This window comes from Mesorhizobium sp. LSHC420B00 (assembly GCF_000503055.1).
GTDB lineage: Bacteria > Pseudomonadota > Alphaproteobacteria > Rhizobiales > Rhizobiaceae > Mesorhizobium.
In genome coordinates this window covers 114,651-131,684 of record NZ_AYVY01000007.1, presented here as the reverse complement: position 1 = coordinate 131,684, position 17,034 = coordinate 114,651, and the positions used below count along the sequence as shown (strand labels likewise).

Annotated in this window: 19 protein-coding genes; 8 read left to right on the top strand and 11 right to left on the bottom strand. The window is 62.9% G+C overall.

The features are described from left to right. Positions 1–103: 103 nt before the first annotated feature. Together X760_RS52925 and X760_RS76305 are read left to right on the top strand one after the other, a co-directional pair. Complete coding sequence (locus tag X760_RS52925) at positions 104–907, top strand: helix-turn-helix transcriptional regulator (protein WP_023718872.1); 804 nt, start codon at positions 104–106, stop codon at positions 905–907. 345 nt (positions 908–1,252) lie between these two features. After that, positions 1,253–2,047, top strand: coding sequence for a DUF6647 family protein (locus X760_RS76305; RefSeq protein WP_156948065.1), 795 nt, complete (start codon positions 1,253–1,255; stop codon positions 2,045–2,047). Between the two features lie 109 nt (positions 2,048–2,156). Here the strand turns inward: X760_RS76305 and X760_RS52910 are convergent, their stop codons facing one another. From X760_RS52910 to X760_RS52900, 3 genes are read right to left on the bottom strand one after another with little or no spacing between them, the layout of a single operon-like run. Further along, positions 2,157–2,969: a hypothetical protein gene (locus X760_RS52910; RefSeq protein WP_023718869.1), complete on the bottom strand. Its 813-nt coding sequence runs from the start codon at positions 2,967–2,969 to the stop codon at positions 2,157–2,159. 41 nt (positions 2,970–3,010) lie between these two features. Continuing rightward, the gene (locus X760_RS52905; RefSeq protein ID WP_023718868.1) at positions 3,011–3,955 is read right to left on the bottom strand and encodes a CHAD domain-containing protein; all 945 of its coding nucleotides are present in this window, start codon (positions 3,953–3,955) and stop codon (positions 3,011–3,013) included. Continuing rightward, entirely contained in the window at positions 3,952–4,425 is a 474-nt protein-coding gene (locus X760_RS52900) for a CYTH domain-containing protein (RefSeq protein ID WP_023718867.1), read from the bottom strand. The genes X760_RS52905 and X760_RS52900 overlap by 4 nt, the downstream gene beginning before the upstream one ends. 148 nt (positions 4,426–4,573) lie before the next feature. On the opposite strand from X760_RS52900, the gene X760_RS52895 reads away from it, so the two are divergent. Genes X760_RS52895 through X760_RS52880 form a run of 4 tightly spaced genes read left to right on the top strand, consistent with a single transcriptional unit; the run spans position 4,574 to position 8,242 of the window. Then, positions 4,574–5,230, top strand: coding sequence for a CerR family C-terminal domain-containing protein (locus X760_RS52895; RefSeq protein WP_245278582.1), 657 nt, complete (start codon positions 4,574–4,576; stop codon positions 5,228–5,230). After that, positions 5,227–6,180 (top strand): HlyD family efflux transporter periplasmic adaptor subunit, encoded by a 954-nt coding sequence (locus X760_RS52890; RefSeq protein WP_023718865.1) that lies wholly within the window; start codon positions 5,227–5,229, stop codon positions 6,178–6,180. The genes X760_RS52895 and X760_RS52890 overlap by 4 nt, the downstream gene beginning before the upstream one ends. After that, entirely contained in the window at positions 6,177–7,097 is a 921-nt protein-coding gene (locus X760_RS52885; protein WP_023718864.1) for an ABC transporter ATP-binding protein, read from the top strand. The genes X760_RS52890 and X760_RS52885 overlap by 4 nt, the downstream gene beginning before the upstream one ends. An 8-nt stretch (positions 7,098–7,105) precedes the next feature. After that, positions 7,106–8,242: an ABC transporter permease gene (locus X760_RS52880; protein ID WP_023718863.1), complete on the top strand. Its 1,137-nt coding sequence runs from the start codon at positions 7,106–7,108 to the stop codon at positions 8,240–8,242. Between the two features lie 36 nt (positions 8,243–8,278). Here the strand turns inward: X760_RS52880 and X760_RS52875 are convergent, their stop codons facing one another. From X760_RS52875 to X760_RS52865, 3 genes are all read right to left on the bottom strand, one after another. Next, the gene (locus X760_RS52875; RefSeq protein WP_023718862.1) at positions 8,279–8,932 is read right to left on the bottom strand and encodes a glutathione S-transferase family protein; all 654 of its coding nucleotides are present in this window, start codon (positions 8,930–8,932) and stop codon (positions 8,279–8,281) included. A gap of 92 nt (positions 8,933–9,024) precedes the next feature. Next, a complete protein-coding gene (locus X760_RS52870; RefSeq protein ID WP_023718861.1) occupies positions 9,025–10,002 on the bottom strand; it encodes a threonine/serine dehydratase in 978 nt (325 codons plus the stop codon). A gap of 202 nt (positions 10,003–10,204) precedes the next feature. Beyond that, positions 10,205–10,522 carry a hypothetical protein gene (locus X760_RS52865; RefSeq protein ID WP_023718860.1) on the bottom strand — a complete coding sequence of 106 codons (318 nt, stop codon included), beginning with the start codon at positions 10,520–10,522 and terminating at the stop codon, positions 10,205–10,207. A 181-nt stretch (positions 10,523–10,703) separates the two neighbouring features. Here X760_RS52865 and mbfA point away from each other — a divergent pair, with 181 nt between their 5' ends. Next, complete coding sequence (gene mbfA, locus X760_RS52860) at positions 10,704–11,687, top strand: iron exporter MbfA (RefSeq protein WP_023718859.1); 984 nt, start codon at positions 10,704–10,706, stop codon at positions 11,685–11,687. 6 nt (positions 11,688–11,693) lie between these two features. Here the strand turns inward: mbfA and X760_RS52855 are convergent, their stop codons facing one another. From X760_RS52855 to X760_RS74655, 3 genes are all read right to left on the bottom strand, one after another. Further along, entirely contained in the window at positions 11,694–12,038 is a 345-nt protein-coding gene (locus X760_RS52855) for an antibiotic biosynthesis monooxygenase (protein ID WP_023718858.1), read from the bottom strand. Beyond that, on the bottom strand, positions 12,035–12,367 hold the full coding sequence (locus X760_RS52850; protein WP_023718857.1) for an NIPSNAP family protein: 333 nt from the start codon (positions 12,365–12,367) through the stop codon (positions 12,035–12,037). Before X760_RS52850 ends, X760_RS52855 begins: the two co-directional genes overlap by 4 nt. Positions 12,368–12,443: 76 nt before the next feature. After that, on the bottom strand, positions 12,444–12,677 hold the full coding sequence (locus X760_RS74655) for a DUF1127 domain-containing protein (RefSeq protein ID WP_084642642.1): 234 nt from the start codon (positions 12,675–12,677) through the stop codon (positions 12,444–12,446). A gap of 68 nt (positions 12,678–12,745) precedes the next feature. On the opposite strand from X760_RS74655, the gene X760_RS52840 reads away from it, so the two are divergent. Further along, on the top strand, positions 12,746–13,420 hold the full coding sequence (locus tag X760_RS52840; protein ID WP_023718855.1) for a winged helix-turn-helix domain-containing protein: 675 nt from the start codon (positions 12,746–12,748) through the stop codon (positions 13,418–13,420). A gap of 224 nt (positions 13,421–13,644) precedes the next feature. Here the strand turns inward: X760_RS52840 and ligD are convergent, their stop codons facing one another. Together ligD and X760_RS52830 are read right to left on the bottom strand one after the other, a co-directional pair. Continuing rightward, positions 13,645–16,146 (bottom strand): DNA ligase D, encoded by a 2,502-nt coding sequence (ligD, locus tag X760_RS52835; RefSeq protein WP_023718854.1) that lies wholly within the window; start codon positions 16,144–16,146, stop codon positions 13,645–13,647. A 9-nt stretch (positions 16,147–16,155) separates the two neighbouring features. Then, the gene (locus tag X760_RS52830) at positions 16,156–17,007 is read right to left on the bottom strand and encodes a Ku protein (RefSeq protein WP_023718853.1); all 852 of its coding nucleotides are present in this window, start codon (positions 17,005–17,007) and stop codon (positions 16,156–16,158) included. Positions 17,008–17,034: the final 27 nt, after the last annotated feature.

Sequence of the window (17,034 nt, the reverse complement as noted above, 5' to 3'; positions counted from 1 at the left end):
GTAATGGAATGGGGGAGAGCTAGGCTTTTCGATACTTTTCGGGAAGATGTATCGGGACTAGTACCGAAGGCTGATACCAAATCGCGTAAAAGAGGTGCATCCCATGAACGGCCCGATCTTCGAAGCGCTGAAGCGGACGCTTAAGGCCAAGGGCGTGACCTACCGTGTCCTTGCCGAGCGGATGGGCGTTTCCGAGCCGACGGTGAAGCGCATCTTCCATGAGCGCAACTGCAAGCTCGACCGGCTGATCGAGATCTGCGATGCCGCCGGCGTGGAGTTGGAGAACGTGCTCGGCTCGATGAACAGGGGACCGGGACCTGCCAACCGGATCGCGCCGGAGATCGAGCGCAGGCTCGCCGGGCGGCCGGCACTGCTGTTCGTATTCGTCATGCTTTCCGAGAAATTCACGCCAGAAGGCATCATGCGCTCACAAGGGTTGAGCGAGGCTTCGATGTTCCTCTATCTGCGCGACCTCGAGGAACTCGGCCTAGTCGCGCTTGGTGGCGGCCTGTCGGCAAGGCTGCTGGTCGAGGCGCCGATCCAGTGGAATTTCGACGGGCCATTGCGGCCGCTGTTCGAGATGACCAACAAGAATTTCATCGGCTGGGCCATCACCCATCTTGAGCGCGAGGCGACATTCGTCAGCTTCTCCAGGCGGATGCGGCCGGAAACGGCGGAAATGGTCAGGCGCGAGGCGGAGGAATTGGCGGAGCGCGCCAAATTGCTTGCTCATCACGACCAGCACACGACGCCCGAAGACGGGCTGGTCGGCTACAAATGGACGTTTGCGTTCGGCGCAACGCCGTTCCCGGTGATCATGCCGATCGGGCCACATCCGCGCGACGCAGGCGCGCGGACGGACAATCGAGTTGCGGCCGCCGCAAACGGACGACGTCTGCCGGCCTAGGTCAAATCACGGAACGACTGAGGTCGGATTCTTGGGTTTAGGCTGCTGTCCTCCACAGACGCCTTGTAAGCCGCGAACACTAGGCAAGCGGCGCCTATAAATTGGGTGACCGTGCCGATGTGCATGGACATCGGCTTGCGTAGGGTGAGCCTGTGATTATCCAGGCTGCTTTGCAGTCCGGGGCCGGCGTCAGGAGGTGCGCACGGGACACCGGCCAGTAATTTATGCATCGCTTCGCAGGTTACGGGAGCACGTCGCGAAGCCGTCGCATTCGTTGACCGCAATGCAAACCTGAACGCTCTTTCGTGGCGTTGTTTCTTCATCACGGCGGTGTCTCCCAAATTGATGGCGCTGCCGATCAAGGAGGTCGTGACCATGAGCGCGCTCTTAAGGGCATGCTTGCCTTGCGTCCTAAGCGTGATCCTGGCGGCGACACTTGCCGCGTCCGCGGACGAGCCGGAGCTTAGAGGACCCAATGCCGATCCAGGCTCAGGATTGCCGCCGTTGGTCCTGCCTTATATCGAATTGCTCAGCGCACCCGGTGTAGTAGCATCAGCGACGCTTGCCGCGCCCGCGGGCGACTCGGAGCTTATGGGACCCGATCCCGCCCGGCCCGGCATCCAATTGCCCGGCGCACCTGGTGCTCTTGCTCCCATGAAGATGTCTGACCGCTCGCAGCCGGCCGCGCTAATGGCAATAGCGGTATGGCTTTCGTCTGAACTCGGCCTTCCGTCGATCGAAGAGCCCCCGGCGGTAAGCTTCGTACCTGCGCGCAGGATGGCAGGTTTGCGGTTTCGCGACGTGGCGGCGGATCGCTGGAACAGCAGCCCCAATTTTGCCAGTCCGGACAATGTTGGCAAGCAGCCCACTGTTATTGCTATCTACGATGACGAAGCACGGACTATCTTCTTGCCGGAGGGCTGGACAGGCGGCACCCCGGCGGAGCTGTCGGTACTTGTGCATGAGTTGGTCCATCACGTCCAAACCGTGGCCGGGCTGAAGTTTGCATGCGCGGAAGAACGCGAGAAGGCGGCCTTTGAGGCGCAAGAGCGGTGGCTTGCCTTGTTCGGCAGCGACCTTCTGAAGGAATTTGAGCTCGATCCTTTCACGCTGTTGGTTCGCACGAACTGCCTGTATTGATGCTGAAGCCGCTTCGGGGGCAGCCAGTCTGACTGAGCTTCTTACCCCAGAGTATCGGCCGCAAAACCGGTTCTCGGAGGCCCCATGCTCAAACCACAAGATCGAGCGGCTATCCGGCGGTCTTCGTCTCCGGAGCGGCCGCGACCGCCTTGTCATCCCAGACCATCTGCCGGTAGTCGAAGCCGTATTCCAGCGTCGGCTTGACGATGCGGAAATAGGGCGACAGGTCGAAGTCGCGCGGCGTGTAGAGCGAGTGATGGCGGATGTGCAGGATTTCCTTGCGCGAATAGCTCGACTGGGCCGAGGCACGGCCGGGCGCGCGGGTAATCTCGGGTAGGATCGGGTAGCGGATCTGGCCGTAAGCCTCGGCGATCAGCGACGAGCAGATGGCGCGCGTCGGGTCGCCGGAACCGAAAGCCAGCATGCGGCGGCGCCAGCGCACCGGCACCGGCGGCGTCGGCAAGAAGTAGCGCAGCATGTCGAATATGTTCTTGAGATCGTATCTGAGACCCAGCCTGCCGATCATGAAGGCGACGACCGCTTCGCGATCGTCGGGAGCCAGGCCGCTCGCCCGGCAGATGCGGGTGTTGTAGCTGCGGTAGCGCGACAGCGGCACGGCGATGCAGCCATCGCCGAGCGTGACCTCGATCAGGCGCCGCCGTTCCGACCCGTCCTCGGGCTCCGGCAATGCATCGCCGACATAAAAGGCGGCATGCGACCAGGTCGACTGGGTGAGGTATTTGATCGCCGCCGAGATCTTCTGGTTGCCTTCGATGAGCAGGATGTCGCCGGGCTCGAGCGTGCGGCGTAGCGTTTCGGCGTCCGACGGCGTGTAAGGCTCGTAGCCGGACGATTCCTCCTGCAGCCGGCCGGCAAGCCAGCGGCCAAGTCGGTCCAGAAGCGTGTCGCCGGGCTCGGTCATGCCAGACGGCGATTACCACAGGGCGACAAATTAGACCATGATCAGCCCACGCCAGGCGCGCCGGCGTCTTCGTGCGGTACCGCTATGAGATCCTCGCGCACCTTACGGGCGAGCTTCCTCGTCGAGCGCTTCGGACTGTCGCCGAAAAGCTCGGCCGCCTCGGCGAGGCAGGTTTTTTTCAGGCCCTTTTCCGAGCGCTTCAGCAGCTTGCCAAGCAACCGCGTCTCCTCAGCGGGGCCAAGCGGCTGGTCCTCGGCATCGAGAAGCGCGCGCATGACGAGCACATCGTGCAGTTCGCCGAGCCGCTCGCCCAGTTCGTCGACGGCCTTGCGCCGCGTCTTGATCGGCGTCGGCCACAGCCTGCCGAGCAGCGACAGATGCATGCCATGCGTCTTGGCCGCCTTGCGCAGATCGTGAAAATCATCGGCCGCGCCGCGCGAAGCGGCCTTGTCCAGCGCTTTCCTGGCGCGGCGCAAAGTGATGCGCGCGCCTTCGGCGAGCACGTCGGCAGCCTGCTCCGGCTGGTCGGGCAAAGCGAGCTTGTCGATGCGGACGACACCTTCCTCGCAAGCGGCAACCGCCGCGCCTATCGCAGCGTCGAGGCCCGCTCCGACATGCAGCTCATGCTGGCGCGCGACGAGCCTGTCGCGGACGGCACCGAGACCGCCGCCGGCACTTTGCTCGGGAAAGCTTGCCGCCAGCCGGTCGATTGTTTCGACCAGCGCAGTCGCCTCACGCGGACCGGCAAGCAGGGCCGCCACCTGGCGGTAGCACTGATTCTCGGTCACGCAGAATGTTTCGTCCCCGGAACGAACTAGGCGCAGTAAAGCGCGGACGTTTTTCAACCGCTTGCGGCACTTGTGCAGCGCCTGTTCGGGCCTGTCATGCGCCGCGTCCAGATGAACGAGCGCCCTGCCGATCTCCTCGGCGAGGATGCGCCTGACCTCGCCGGTCAGCGACATGCGCGGATCGATACGAAAGCTCATGCGACGATCTCCGGAATCCCCCCAAGGGCGAGCGACGCGTTGTAAAATCTCGGCTCGCCGGTGACTTCGCGGCCGAGCCAATCTGGCAGCATTTCGTCCGGTACATCCTCCTGCGTCTCGAGCTCGGCGATCACCAACCCCGCAAGCGTCCCGCCGAAGACATCGACTTCGTAGAGATAGCCGCGGTGTCTAACATGGTGGCGTGTCTTCTCGATGACACGTCCGATGGCAAAGGCCTGCATCTCTTGCGCCTCCGCCAAAGGCACCGGATATTCGAATTCATCGCGCTCGCGGGCCTGGCTGCCGAACTTGAGCGTCAGCTTGGCAGCGGCATCATTGCTGATGCGCACACGCACCGTGCGGGTAGGCTCGGCGACAAGATAGAATTGACGGATATGAATGTCCGCCTTGACCATTCCCCGCCATTCCTCACCTGAGACCAGGAATTTACGCTCGATTTCCTTGCCCATGGCGAGGCACTAAAGCGCGCACGGCCAGAGTTGGCAAGCCGCTTGACCGCAGTTGACTCTAATCATTCGATTGATTAAAGTATAGACCATGATCAAATCGCCCAGTGCCAGCGGCCTTCCTCATGAAGCGCCCAAGACTGCCGCGGATATGACGCGGACGGCCCTCGTGCGCGCGGCGCTGAAGCTGTTCGGACGCCAGGGTTTCGACGGCACGTCGACGCGCCAGATCGCGGCTGAGGCCAAGGCCAATATCGGCTCGATCGCCTATCATTTCGGCGGCAAGGAAGGGCTCCGCAACGCGGCGGCCGACTACATCGTAGACACCATCCAGACCATTGCGGGCCAGGCGATCGGCAATCTGCAAGCGCCGCCCGCGGCATTGGCGGACACCGAGGCCGCGCGGGCACATTTAGCCGTCGCACTGGAGCGGATGGTCGCCTTCATCGCGGCAAGGCCGGAAGCCGGCGAGATTGTACAGTTCGTCCTGCGTGAGCTGTCGCATCCAACCGCCGCGCTCGACCGTATCTATGACGGCGTGTTCGAACCGGCGCATCACCGGCTCTGCCTGATCTGGGAACAGTCGACGGGCGAGCCGGCCGAGAGCGAGCGCACTAAACTCACCGTATTCACGCTGATTGGCCAGGTCGTCTATTTCCGCATCGGCCGCGAGGCGGTTATGCGCCGGATGGGCTGGCGCGAGATCGGCGATGACGAGGCCGGCAAGATCGCGGCAACAGTAACCGACAATCTCAGCGCGATTTTAGCTCGGCGCGATTTGGCTGTCCGGAAGGATCGTGGATCATGAGCCTGCTCTGTTCTTTGCCGCTTGCCGCCCAGCTTTTCAGCGCCTGCGCGCCGGCAGCACCGCTCGCCGTCGGCTACGTCGAGGGCGATTATGTGCTGCTGGCGCCGATCGAGGTGGCCCAGGTCGAGACGATTGCGGTCAAGCGCGGCGACCGCGTAGCGCCCGGCACGCCGGTGGTGACGCTGGAAAACGCCGACGCCAAGATCGCCATCGCGCAGGCCGAGGCGGCCCTCGCGCAGGCCCAGGCGCAACTTGCCGACCTGCAGGTCGGCAAGCGGCCGGAAGAGATTGCAGTGCTCAGGGCGCAGGTCGACATGGCCAAAGCGCAGGCCGCCGACGCCAAACGCAGATACAGCCGCGCCAGCGATCTGTTCAAACGCGGCACCGGCACGCAGGCCGATTATGATACGGCTTCCGCGGCGCTGGAGACGGCCAACGCGCAGGTCGGCCAGGCGGAAGCCAATCTCGCTGTCGGCGGCCTGCCGGCACGGCCGGAGACGATCAAGGCCGCCGACAATCAGGTCAGGCAGGCGCAATCGGCGCTGGAGCAAGCGCAATGGCGACTGTCGAAGCGTGTGCTCACGGCGCCCTCGCCCGGCAGGGTCAACGATGTCATCCGCTATCCCGGCGATACAGCCGGGCCGACCGCGCCGGTCATCTCCATACTGCCGGACGGCGCAGTGAAGCTCAGCGTCTATGTGCCGGAAAGCGCGTTCTCCTCGGTCGAGGTCGGCACGCTGCTCAACGTCCATTGCGATGGTTGCGGATCGGGCGTGAAGGCACGCGTCAGCTATGTGTCGCCGGATCCGGAATTCACGCCGCCGGTGATCTACTCGCTCGAGACCCGGCAAAAGCTGGTCTATCTGGTCGAAGCGCGGCCGGAAGGCGACGCCAGCGCATTGCAGCCCGGGCAGATCGTCGACGTCGATCTGGCGGACATCGGAAAATGAACGTCATCGACGTGCACGGCCTGGTCAAACGCTTCGGCGACAAGACTGTCGTCGACCATGTGACGATGACCGTGGCCGAGGGCGAGATCGTCGGCTTCCTCGGGCCGAACGGCTCGGGCAAAACGACGACCATCCGCATCATGTGCGGCTTGCTGACGCCCGATGAGGGTGAAGGCACGGTTCTGGGCTTCAACATCCGCACCGACAGCCTGCGGATCAAGCGCGAAGTCGGCTACATGACGCAGAGATTCTCGTTCTACGAAGACCTCACCATCGGCGAGAATCTCGAATTCGTGGCACGGCTCTACCGGCTGAAGCCGCTCGACGAACATGTGGCCAAGACGCTTGAGGAGCTCGGCCTGACATCACGCAGAAACCAACTGGCCGGCACCTTGTCCGGCGGCTGGAAGCAGCGGCTGGCGCTGGCCGCCTGCATCATGCACAAGCCGAAACTGCTGCTGCTCGACGAACCGACGGCTGGCGTCGACCCGAAGGCGCGGCGCGAATTCTGGGACGAGATCCACCGGCTGGCGAGCGGCGGGCTGACCGTGCTGGTCTCCACCCATTACATGGACGAGGCCGAGCGCTGCCACCGCATCAGCTACATCTCCTATGGCAAGATGCTGGCCACCGGCACGGTTGAGGACGTGGTGAGGAATGCCGGGCTGACCACCTTCGTCCTGCAAGGGCCGCGGCTCGATCAGGTCGCTGCCGCACTTCATGGCCGCCCAGGCGTCGACCAGGTGGCGCCGTTCGGCGCGACGCTGCATGTAGTCGGCTCCGACAGGACGGCGCTTCAGGCAGCGCTCGCCGACGTCGAGAAAGACCACAAGGGCGTCAGGGTCTCGCCCGGCGAGACCAGCCTGGAGGATGTGTTCATCCAGTTCATGTCCGGTTCGAAGGACAATATGGGATGAAGAACGGGATAAACAGCGTCTTTTCCTTCGCCAGGCTCGGTGCGCTGCTGATCAAGGAGTTCATCCAGATGCGGCGCGACCGCATCACCTTCGCCATGATGCTGGGCGTGCCGCTGATGCAGCTGGTGCTGTTCGGCTATGCCATCAACAACGATCCGAAGAGCCTGCCGGCAGCGCTGGTGGCGATGAGCAGCGATCCTTACACGCGAGCCATGGTTTCGGCGCTGCAGACCACCGGCTATTACCGCTTCGACCATGTCGCGCAAAGTGCCGCCGAAGCCGAATTCCTGATGGCGCGCGGCGACGTTGCCTTCGTCGTCACCATTCCCGCCGATTTCGCCCGACGGGTCGAGCGTGGCGACAGCCCGCAGATCCTGATCGAGGCGGATGCGACCGACCCGGCCGTCGCCAGCGGCGCCATCTCGACGCTCGGCACCGTTGCCAACCAGGCGCTGCTCAGGGCGCGCGGCATGCAGGAGACAGCGGCCGAAGCTGCCCGGGGCCAGCTCCAGGTCGTAGTGCACCGGCGCTACAATCCGGAAGCCGTATCGCAATACAACATCGTGCCCGGCCTGCTCGGCGTCATCCTGCAGATGACGATGGTAATGATGACCTCGATCGCGCTGACGCGTGAGACCGAGCGCGGCACGATGGAGAACCTTCTGGCGATGCCGTCCAGCCCGCTCGAGATCATGCTGGGCAAGGTGCTGCCCTATCTGGCGGTCGGCGCCGTGCAGGTGCTGGTGGTGCTGGCAGCCTCGAAGCTTCTGTTCGCCATCCCCTTCACCGGATCGATGTCTCTGCTGTTGACGGCCGTCCTGATCTTCGTGCTGGCGCTGGTGCTGCTCGGCTACACGATCTCGACGATTGCCCGCACGCAGATGCAGGCACTGCAGCTCACCTTCTTCTTCTTCCTGCCGTCGATCATGCTGTCCGGTTTCATGTTCCCCTATCGCGGCATGCCGGACTGGGCGCAGATTTTCGGCGAGGTGCTGCCGCTGACGCATTTCCTGCGCATCATCCGCGCGGTGATGCTGAAGGGCGCCGAGCTGCCGGCGGTGGCAACGGAGATCGGCTGGCTGGTGGTGTTCGTGGCGCTGTTCGCCGGCGTGGCGCTGGTGCGGTTCCGCCGGACGCTGGATTAGGGTCGAACTCGGTCCGCTTGTGCAAATGACCGAGATTCACACCGACTTGGCCTGACCCGGGACCGGCGTCAATTCAGGCGCATTGAGGCCTTCGAACGGATCGCGCCAAGCGTCGATTTCTTCAAGCTGCCGATACCAGCGGCCGACAGAAGGATAATCATCGAGCGGCAATCTGGCGACATCGTTGAAAGGCAGAAACGTCGCCATTCGAAAGTCGGCATAGGAAACCGAATTTCCGACCAGCCAGTCTCGCTGGGAAAGCTCGGCATCAAGTATTGCGGCGGCGGTGCTGAAGTCGCTCAGACCTTCCTCAACCCGCGCCTGATCGATCGGGCCGATCCCATAGCGCTGTTTGGTTCCGCGTTCGAAATGCACGACATCGCAGGCTCTTGCGAAGTTCTCTTTCCCCCAACTCAGCCATCGGATCATCTCGGGCTCGTCGTCGCCAGCGCGCCAGAAATCCGAATGCGTGTCGCGTGAAAACCGGCAGGCTATGGCGTCGGCCTCCCAGAGGCTTTTTCCCAAGCCCACAAGGATAGGCAATGAAAGATTTGGATTGAGCGGCCGAAAGCGCTCGGCCTGCCCCGGAGCGAAGGGAGAGGCGAATTCGAACTCGACCTTGGCTTTGAGATACCGTGCCACCGCGACCGCGAGGCGAGGATTGGGATTGCGGCTGAAAAACAGTTTCATTGATCTCAGTCTTTGAAGGGTACCGGTTCGACCGGGCGCAACGGACACTCAAGCACCTCGAATCGGCACATGACCTGGAACTGGTTGCTATCCTAGCCGGCAGCAATGATCTCGGCATAGGTGCTGAGATCGACATTGCCACCGGAGAGCACTACGGCAATGCATTTCCCGGCAAGGTCGATTTCGCCTGATGACAGCGCGGCCAAGCCGACGCAACCGCCAGGTTCGACCACCAGCTTCAGGCAAGCCATCGCATCGCGCATCGCCTGTGCCACCGCCTTGTCGGAAACGGCGATGGCGCCGGCGAGATTCTTGCGGTTGATCTCGAAAGTGATCGCGCCCGGCTCAGCGACGAGAAGGGCATCGCAGATCGAGGTGTGGCCGGGCGCGTTCGACACCCTGGCGCCTTTGATCAGCGAGCGGCGTGTGTCATCGAAATGCTCGGGTTCCACGGCCCAGACGGCGGTGCCCGGTGAGGCGTCCTTGACCGCTATCGAAATGCCGCTGCTCAACCCGCCGCCGCCGCAGGGGACCACCACCGCATCGAGGCTGACGCCAAGCGCGCTTGCTTGGCGCATCAATTCGAGGCCGATCGTGCCTTGGCCGGCGACGATGGCCGGATCGTCGTAAGGCGGCACCAGGACCATGCCCTTTTCCACGTAAGAACGGACGACGGCAGTGCGATCGTCGCGGACCCGGTCGAAGGTGATCACTTCCGCGCCCATCTTCCTGACATTGCCGACCTTCATCGCCGGCGCATCGGTGGGCATGGCGATGACGGCCTTGACGCCGAACATCGCCGCCGAGGCAGCGACGCCTTGCGCGTGATTACCCGACGAGAAGGCGACGACGCCACGACTGCGCTCTTCGTTGCTCAGTGAAGACAGTTTGTTATACGCGCCGCGGAACTTGAAGGAGCCGGTGCGCTGCAACGTCTCGGGCTTGAACAGGATCCTGGCGCCGAAGCGCTTGTTCAGCTCCGGCGATTCGATCAGCGGCGTTTCGACGATCAGGCCGGACAATCGCGCTGCTGCGCTGCGGATATCGGCGATGCCGGGAGGGGTGGTCATGGCGAGGTCCTGCAAGAAATGAGACCGCCTATGGTGCACGGAAAGGGAGGCCGCGCACCAATGAAAAAATGTGACGGTTACAATTCGTCTTGCAGGCAGGAGAGGAGCGTGCCTGCCACCTGCCGCCTCCTCGTCTCTCCGCCATGCGGTCGTCGCTTCAATCGACAAATCGTTGCCGATTGACCGGCTTGGCCGCCGCTCCTCACCCCAACAGCGTCTTTTGCCGTTTGGGACCGCCCATCTTACGCCAGGTGTTGAAGCGGTGGGTGGCGGCGGCGAAGGAGATCTTCATCTGCTGGGCGACCGAATAGCGCGACTTGCCCTCGTCGAACAGGCGATAGCAGCACTCGACACCCTCCTCAGTCAACTTGCCATCGGGAGCCTTGTTGTGCGGATTGGCGGGATCGAATTTTTCGACCTGCTGCTCGACCAGGCCTTTCAGGCGCTGCAGATCCGCCTCGATGTTGGCGATCAGGTCGAGGACTGGTTTGGGATCAAACGGCTGCTGTTTTTCCGGCATCTGCGGGTTCCTTTCTCTTGGTTCAGATTCGGTTATATAAGTGAACGTTCACCGATAGCAAACGACGACCTGCTCGAGGTTTCGAAATCTGTAGCTTTTGAGCATGAGTGGAGCACGCACGATTGACCGGCGACGTGCAAGGTCATAGTTTAGAACTATTCTAAACTAGGGTGAATTTCTCATGCTTTCCCGCGTTTTCGGCCTCGGCCGCCGTTCCTTTGAATCGCTCTCGGAGCAGGAGATCCTGGCGCTCGCCATCTCCTCCGAGGAGGATGACGGGCGCATCTATCGCGCCTATGCCGACGGGCTGGCGGAAAGCTTTCCGCAATCGGCCAAAGTGTTCGAAGAGATGGCGGAGGAAGAGGACGGCCATCGCGATTCACTGATCGAGCTTTACCGCAAGCGTTTCGGCGAGCGGATACCGCTGATCCGGCGCGAACATGTGAAGGGTTATTACGAGCGCAAACCGGACTGGCTGGTGAGGCCGCTCGGCGTCGATCATGTGCGCAGCCAAGCCGAGGCCATGGAGCGGCAGGCCTACCTGTTCTATGTCGAGGCGGCCAAGCGCACAGGCGATGCGTCGACGCGAAAGCTGCTCGACGATCTGGCGATCGCAGAACAGGGCCACGAGACACTAGCGCAGCGGCTCGAACAAAAGCATGTGCCGGGCGCGGTCAAGGACGAAGAGGCGGCGGCCGAGCAGCGCCAGTTCATCCTGACCTACGTACAACCGGGGCTGGCGGGGCTGATGGATGGGTCGGTGTCAACACTGGCGCCGATCTTTGCCGCCGCCTTTGCCACGCACGACACGTTCCAGACCTTTCTGGTCGGGCTTGCTGCCTCGATCGGCGCCGGCATCTCGATGGGTTTCACCGAAGTGGCCTCCGACGACGGTAAGTTGTCGGGCCGCGGCTCGCCGGCAAAACGCGGTCTGACCGTCGGCGTCATGACAACGCTGGGCGGGCTCGGCCATGCGCTGCCCTATCTCATCCCGCTTTTCTGGACGGCGACCATTGTCGCCGCCGTGGTGGTTTTCTTCGAGCTGTGGGCGATCGCCTTCGTGCAGAACCGCTATATGCAGACGCCATTCTGGCGCGCCGCCTTCCAGGTGGTGCTGGGTGGCGCGCTGGTGTTTGCGGCAGGGGTGCTGATCGGGAATGCATAGCAGCCCCTATCCGTTCACCACCCGGCTGTCTGCTGGCGCCTCGGCGCGTTCGGTCAGGCCGTAGTCGCGCACGACGTGGGCGATGCGCAAACGATAGTCGGCAAAGATACCGCCGCGCCCGGCTTTCTGGGCCTGCCGATGTTCCTGCGTGTTGCGCCAGGCCTTCACCGCTTCCTCGTCGCGCCAGAAGGACAGCGACAGGATGCGGTTCGGATCGGCAAGGCTCTGGAAGCGCTCGATCGACAGGAAACCGTCGATGCCGTCGAGCAGCGGCCGCAGGTCGGCGGCGATGCCGAGGTAGGCTTCGCGCTTGCCCGCCGCCGGCTCGACCTCGAAGATGACGGCGATCATGGCTTCACCAAAGGACCATGCGGCGCGGAGGCCAGCTTGAGGAAGATGCGATCCTCCTTCAGGATGAATTTTTCCCGCCGGGCGAACTCGTAATTCGCCTTGCCGGCGGGATCGGCGGCGAGCCGGGCGCGGTAGACTTCGTAGGCCGCAAGACTGTCGATGTTGTAGGCGGCATAAGCCGTGGTGGCCGAGCCTTCGTGCGGCGCGAAATAGCCGATCAGATCGGCGCCGCAGCGCGGGATCGCCTGCCCCCAATTGCGGGCATATTCCTCGAACGCCGCCTTGCCGAACGGATCGATCTCGTAGCGGATGAAGCAGGTAATGGTCATTTTCGCCTCCTTGGCGGGTGGATGTTTCTTGCGACCACAGTTCGAGCCGGGTCGAAACGTTCCGAAGATCGATATGCTAGGCAATCCCTCGCTGATCATGCTGCCAGAAGGATTTCGCGTATTCGCGACGGACGTCTTCGGGTGTCAGGCCAAGGTCACGCAGCAGATGATCGTCGATTTCGGCGAGATCGAGGCGCTGCGAATGACGGTCGTACCACCGCTTCAGGAGCCACAGCCGCAAGCGGCGCAAGACAATTAACGGGAACGGCCGGCGAGCAGGCGCGGCGCTGAGAATGGTCCTTGCAGGCATCGTCGTCTCCTTGATTTGCATCGAGATTAATGCTTGTCTGACGAGGATGCTTCGATGAGGAACGAACTATGCGCGAAGGCCCTGACATAGCCCGCATTGCCAGCCTGGTCGGCGATCCGGCGCGGGCAAACATGCTGTCCGCACTGATGGGCGGCACAGCACTGACGGCGAGCGAACTGGCACTCGAAGCCGGCGTGTCGCTTCCGACAGCGAGCTCCCATCTATCGAAGCTGATGGAAGGCGGGCTGCTGACGCTGGCGAGCCAGGGACGGCACCGCTATTACGGCCTCGCCGGCCCGCAGGTGGCAGGAATGATCGAAGCCATCACCGGCGTCGCTGCTGCTGTCGGGCCGCAGAGGGTGCGACCCGGCCCTCGCGACGCGGCCATGCGCGTGGCGCGGGTCTGCTACGACCACCTCGCCGGCGAGCAGGCGGTGGCGATGCTGGAGCGTCTTGTCGCTCGACAAGTGCTCCTGCGCGACGACAAGGAGATCCAGCTTGGGCCGTCGGCCGCCTCGCATTTCGCCGCGATCGGCATCGACATCCATACCAAAGCGCGGCGACCGGTGTGCCGGGCGTGCCTCGACTGGAGCGTGCGGCGTTCGCACCTTGCCGGCACGCTGGGCGCCGCCATTCTCGACAAGATCCTCGCCGAGAAATGGGCGCGGCGCGAGAAGGACAGCCGTGCCGTGATCTTTTCACCGGCAGGCAAGCAGGCCTTCGAGAACACGTTTCTCGCCTGACAGATCGCTTCGACGCGCTAGTACGCATTCGTCGTTTCACGGAAACGCCGAACCGCTCTGTCTTTTTGTTTTGACGCAATTCCGGACGGAAAACCTTTTCATACTTTTCCTGGAATTGCTTTAAAGCGCGTCGCGTTCGACCGGCCTCATGCGATGCGCTTTAGGTCCTTGTTTTGATGCATGTCGTTATCGCAAAACCGCTGCACACTTTTGCGCGACATGCACTAGTCGCGCTTGAGCAGCTTGGCCTGCTTGAAAAAATCCGCCCAGGGGTCGGCTTGCCCGAGCCGCTTCAGCGTCGTCTTGTCGCCGATCGGAAAGGCGTTGGGCGGCAATCCGGCCTCGATCTCCGCCCAGGTCACCGGCATCGATACCGTGGCGCCCTTTTTGGCGCGCGACGAATAGGGGGCGACGGTGGTGGCGCCGCGGCCGTTGCGCAGATAATCGACGAAAATCCTGCCCGTGCGTGCCTTCTTCGACAGCGTCGCCGTGTACCGGTCGGGTGCGGCCTGTTCGAGCGCTCGGGCGAACTCATGGGCGAAGCCCTTGACCTCGTCCCAATCCGCCGACGGCTTCAGCGGCACGACGACGTGGTAGCCCTTGCCCCCCGAGGTCTTGACGAAATTCGGCAGGGACAGTTCGTCGAGCCGGCCGCGGATGTCGAGTGCCGCCGCGCGCACCGCCTTCACGTCGACGCCCTCGTCGGGATCGAGATCGAAGATGATCTGGTCGGGCTTTTCCAGCTCGTCGGTGGTCGAGCCCCAAATATGGATCTCGACGACGCCCAGTTGCACCAGTGCCACGAGACCGTCGAAATCGCGGATGAACAATATCTCCTCGCCGTCGGTCGGATCCTTCATCACGGCGATCTTGTCGTGCATGCCGGCCGAGGCATGCTTCTGGAAGAAGCGTTGGCCGCCGACACCGTCCGGCGCCCGCACGAGGCTGAGCGGCCGGTTGATGACGAACTGCTTCATGCGCGGCCAGACCAGCGCGTAGTGATCGACCAGATCCTGCTTCGATACGTTCTCCTCGGGCCACAGAAGCTTGTCAGGGCGGGACAGCGTAACCGAGGTTTTCGCCGCGCCTGCGGTTTTGGCGGGCTTTGGCTTCGGCTCTGCCGTGGCTGAGCGTGCTTTCGGTTTCTCCTGCACGACTTCCTCCGCCGGCTTGTCCTCGCGCAATCCCTGGAAGGACGCGTGGCGTATTATACGGTCCGACGTCCAACTGCGAAACTCCACTTCGCCGACAAGTTCGGGCTTGACCCAGACCAGCCCCTTGCCTCTTGGCACCGCGCTGTCGAAGGGCGAGGTTGTCGTCTTCAGCGCATCAAGCCTTTTCTTCAGCTCGTTGGTGCCTTTGGCCGTGAAGCCGGTGCCGACGCGGCCGGCATAGCGCAGCTTGCCGCCCTCGTGATAGCCGACCAGCAGCGAGCGCAGGCCACGCCCGGTCTTGTCCGACGGCGTGTAGCCGCCGATGACGAATTCCTGGCGCGCCGTGCATTTCGACTTCACCCACGAGGGAACACGGCCGCTGCGGTAGGGCGCATCGGCACGCTTGGAGACGACGCCTTCGAGGCCCAGGCGGCAAGCATGCTCCAGCATGATCTTGCCGGGCTCGGCAAAGTGGTCGCTGAAGCGCACGGCCTGCTCTTCGGTCTGTCCGGCGAGCAGGCTGCGCAGCCTTTCCTTGCGCTCGACCAGCGGCTCGGAACGGATGTCTTGACCATTGAGCTGCAACAGGTCGAAGACATAGTAGATGAAACGGTCCGTACGGCCCGCCGACAGATCTTGCTGAAGCAGCGAAAAGGACGACACGCCATTATCCGCCAGCACGACGATTTCGCCGTCGATGACGGCATCGGTACATTTCAGGCCGCCAAGTGCCGCGACAATTGAGCCACCGAATTTGTCGGTCCAGTCGAGGCCGGTGCGTGTCAAAAGCCGCACCTCGGTACCGGCAAGCTGCGCCTGCATGCGATAGCCGTCGAACTTCACCTCATGCAGCCAGTCCTTACCGGGCGGGGCGTCCCGCTCCAGCGTGGCGAGCGCCGGCTCGACGAATTCGAGCCGCCTTGCCGCGACAGCCTTCGCTTTGCCGGCGGCCGGCCTGTCGGACTGCCAGACGCTTGGCTTCTTGCCGTCGGCGGTCTTGCCTTCGCCGACGTCCTCGATGGTCAGGCCGGATTTCACCGATTGCGGCGCCTCCTGCAAAATGTCCTCACCGGGACGCGCGGCGGCATCGTCGGACTTGATCAGCAGCCAGTTGTCGCGTTTTTCGCCGGGCCGCGGCTTCAGCCGCACCAGATGCCAGGCGCCATGCAATTTGTGGCCATGCAGTTCGAAATTGATATGGCCTTTCTTCATCCCTTTGGCAGGGTCGCCTTCGGGGACCCACGTGCCTTCGTCCCAGACAATGACCGAGCCGCCGCCATATTGGCCCTTGGGGATTGTGCCTTCGAACGGCGCATAGTCGAACGGGTGGTCCTCGACATGCACGGCGAGCCGCTTCTCATGCGGGTCGAGGCTCGGGCCTCGCGTCACCGCCCAGCTCCACAGCACGCCGCCATGCTCAAGGCGAAGGTCGTAGTGAAGCCTGGTGGCGGCATGCTTGTGGACGACGAAGATGCCACCCGGCACGGCTTTCTTGCCGCGCGCGAGCTTACCGGCCGGTTCGGCGGTCTTCTTGAAATCGCGCTTGGCGTGATATTGCTCGAGGCCGGCCATGGTCTGATCCTAAGCCGATTTGCGCCGGGCGGCTTTGGACTTGGCGCCTTTTGCCGGGCGTCTGGCCTTTGCCGGCGGGCTGGCCTCCGACGAAAGGCTCTTCTTCAGTGCATCGAAGAGATTGACGACGTTGGAGGGTCGCGGTTCTGCCTTGGTCTTCGGTGCCTTCTTGCCGGCCTTCTTGGCGCGGACCAACTCGATCAGCGCGTTTTCGTATTTGTCCTCGAATTCGGAAGGATCGAACTTCGCCTGTTTCTCATCGACAATGTGTTCGGCCAGCCTGATCATCTCGGCGTCGGTCGTCACCGGCTTAATGTCGCCGAACACCATCTCCGGCCTGCGCACCGTATCGCCATAGCGCAGCGTCGTCAGCAGCAGGCCCTTGCCCAGCGGCTCGATGACCACCGGACGCTCGCGGCGGTAGAGCACGATGCGGGCAAGGCCCGCCGTCTTCTTGGCGGCCATGGCGTCGCGGATGACGGCAAAAGCCTCTTCCGAGACATCGTCCGCAGGCGTCACATAATAGGGCGTGTCGAGATAGATCTGCTGGATCGAAGATTTTTCGATGAACCCGTCGAGGCTCATCGTATGCGAGGATTCGATCTGGACGGCTTCGATCTCCTCCTCCTCGATTTGGACGAAGTCGCCGTCGCCGATCTCGTAGCCCTTGATCTCGTCGCCTTCATCGAGCGGCTTGCCGCTTGCCGAATCGACATAGACGCGCCTGACAGTGTTGCCAGTCTTGCGGTTGAGCACGCGGAACGAAACTTTTTCGGCCTGGGTGACGCCATTGGTCACTTCGACCGCGCAGGTGACCAGCGAAAGCTTGAGATACCCTCTCCAGGCGGGGCGCGGCGCCATGACAAACTCCCTGCGCGACAACGTTCA

Excerpts from the sequence above, each read along its gene's own strand:
- X760_RS52850 (WP_023718857.1), bottom strand. The coding sequence starts at position 12,367 with ATGACCATTACCTGCTTCATCCGCTACGAGATCGATCCGTTCGGCAAG.
- X760_RS52885 (WP_023718864.1), top strand. The coding sequence starts at position 6,177 with ATGAACGTCATCGACGTGCACGGCCTGGTCAAACGCTTCGGCGACAAG.
- ligD (WP_023718854.1), bottom strand. The coding sequence starts at position 16,146 with ATGGCCGGCCTCGAGCAATATCACGCCAAGCGCGATTTCAAGAAGACC.
- mbfA (WP_023718859.1), top strand. The coding sequence starts at position 10,704 with ATGCTTTCCCGCGTTTTCGGCCTCGGCCGCCGTTCCTTTGAATCGCTC.
- X760_RS52840 (WP_023718855.1), top strand. The coding sequence starts at position 12,746 with ATGCGCGAAGGCCCTGACATAGCCCGCATTGCCAGCCTGGTCGGCGAT.
- X760_RS52830 (WP_023718853.1), bottom strand. The coding sequence starts at position 17,007 with ATGGCGCCGCGCCCCGCCTGGAGAGGGTATCTCAAGCTTTCGCTGGTC.
- X760_RS52895 (WP_245278582.1), top strand. The coding sequence starts at position 4,574 with ATGACGCGGACGGCCCTCGTGCGCGCGGCGCTGAAGCTGTTCGGACGC.
- X760_RS52855 (WP_023718858.1), bottom strand. The coding sequence starts at position 12,038 with ATGATCGCCGTCATCTTCGAGGTCGAGCCGGCGGCGGGCAAGCGCGAA.
- X760_RS52890 (WP_023718865.1), top strand. The coding sequence starts at position 5,227 with ATGAGCCTGCTCTGTTCTTTGCCGCTTGCCGCCCAGCTTTTCAGCGCC.
- X760_RS52925 (WP_023718872.1), top strand. The coding sequence starts at position 104 with ATGAACGGCCCGATCTTCGAAGCGCTGAAGCGGACGCTTAAGGCCAAG.
- X760_RS74655 (WP_084642642.1), bottom strand. The coding sequence starts at position 12,677 with ATGCCTGCAAGGACCATTCTCAGCGCCGCGCCTGCTCGCCGGCCGTTC.
- X760_RS52900 (WP_023718867.1), bottom strand. The coding sequence starts at position 4,425 with ATGGGCAAGGAAATCGAGCGTAAATTCCTGGTCTCAGGTGAGGAATGG.
- X760_RS52910 (WP_023718869.1), bottom strand. The coding sequence starts at position 2,969 with ATGACCGAGCCCGGCGACACGCTTCTGGACCGACTTGGCCGCTGGCTT.
- X760_RS52875 (WP_023718862.1), bottom strand. The coding sequence starts at position 8,932 with ATGAAACTGTTTTTCAGCCGCAATCCCAATCCTCGCCTCGCGGTCGCG.
- X760_RS52865 (WP_023718860.1), bottom strand. The coding sequence starts at position 10,522 with ATGCCGGAAAAACAGCAGCCGTTTGATCCCAAACCAGTCCTCGACCTG.
- X760_RS76305 (WP_156948065.1), top strand. The coding sequence starts at position 1,253 with ATGGCGCTGCCGATCAAGGAGGTCGTGACCATGAGCGCGCTCTTAAGG.
- X760_RS52870 (WP_023718861.1), bottom strand. The coding sequence starts at position 10,002 with ATGACCACCCCTCCCGGCATCGCCGATATCCGCAGCGCAGCAGCGCGA.
- X760_RS52905 (WP_023718868.1), bottom strand. The coding sequence starts at position 3,955 with ATGAGCTTTCGTATCGATCCGCGCATGTCGCTGACCGGCGAGGTCAGG.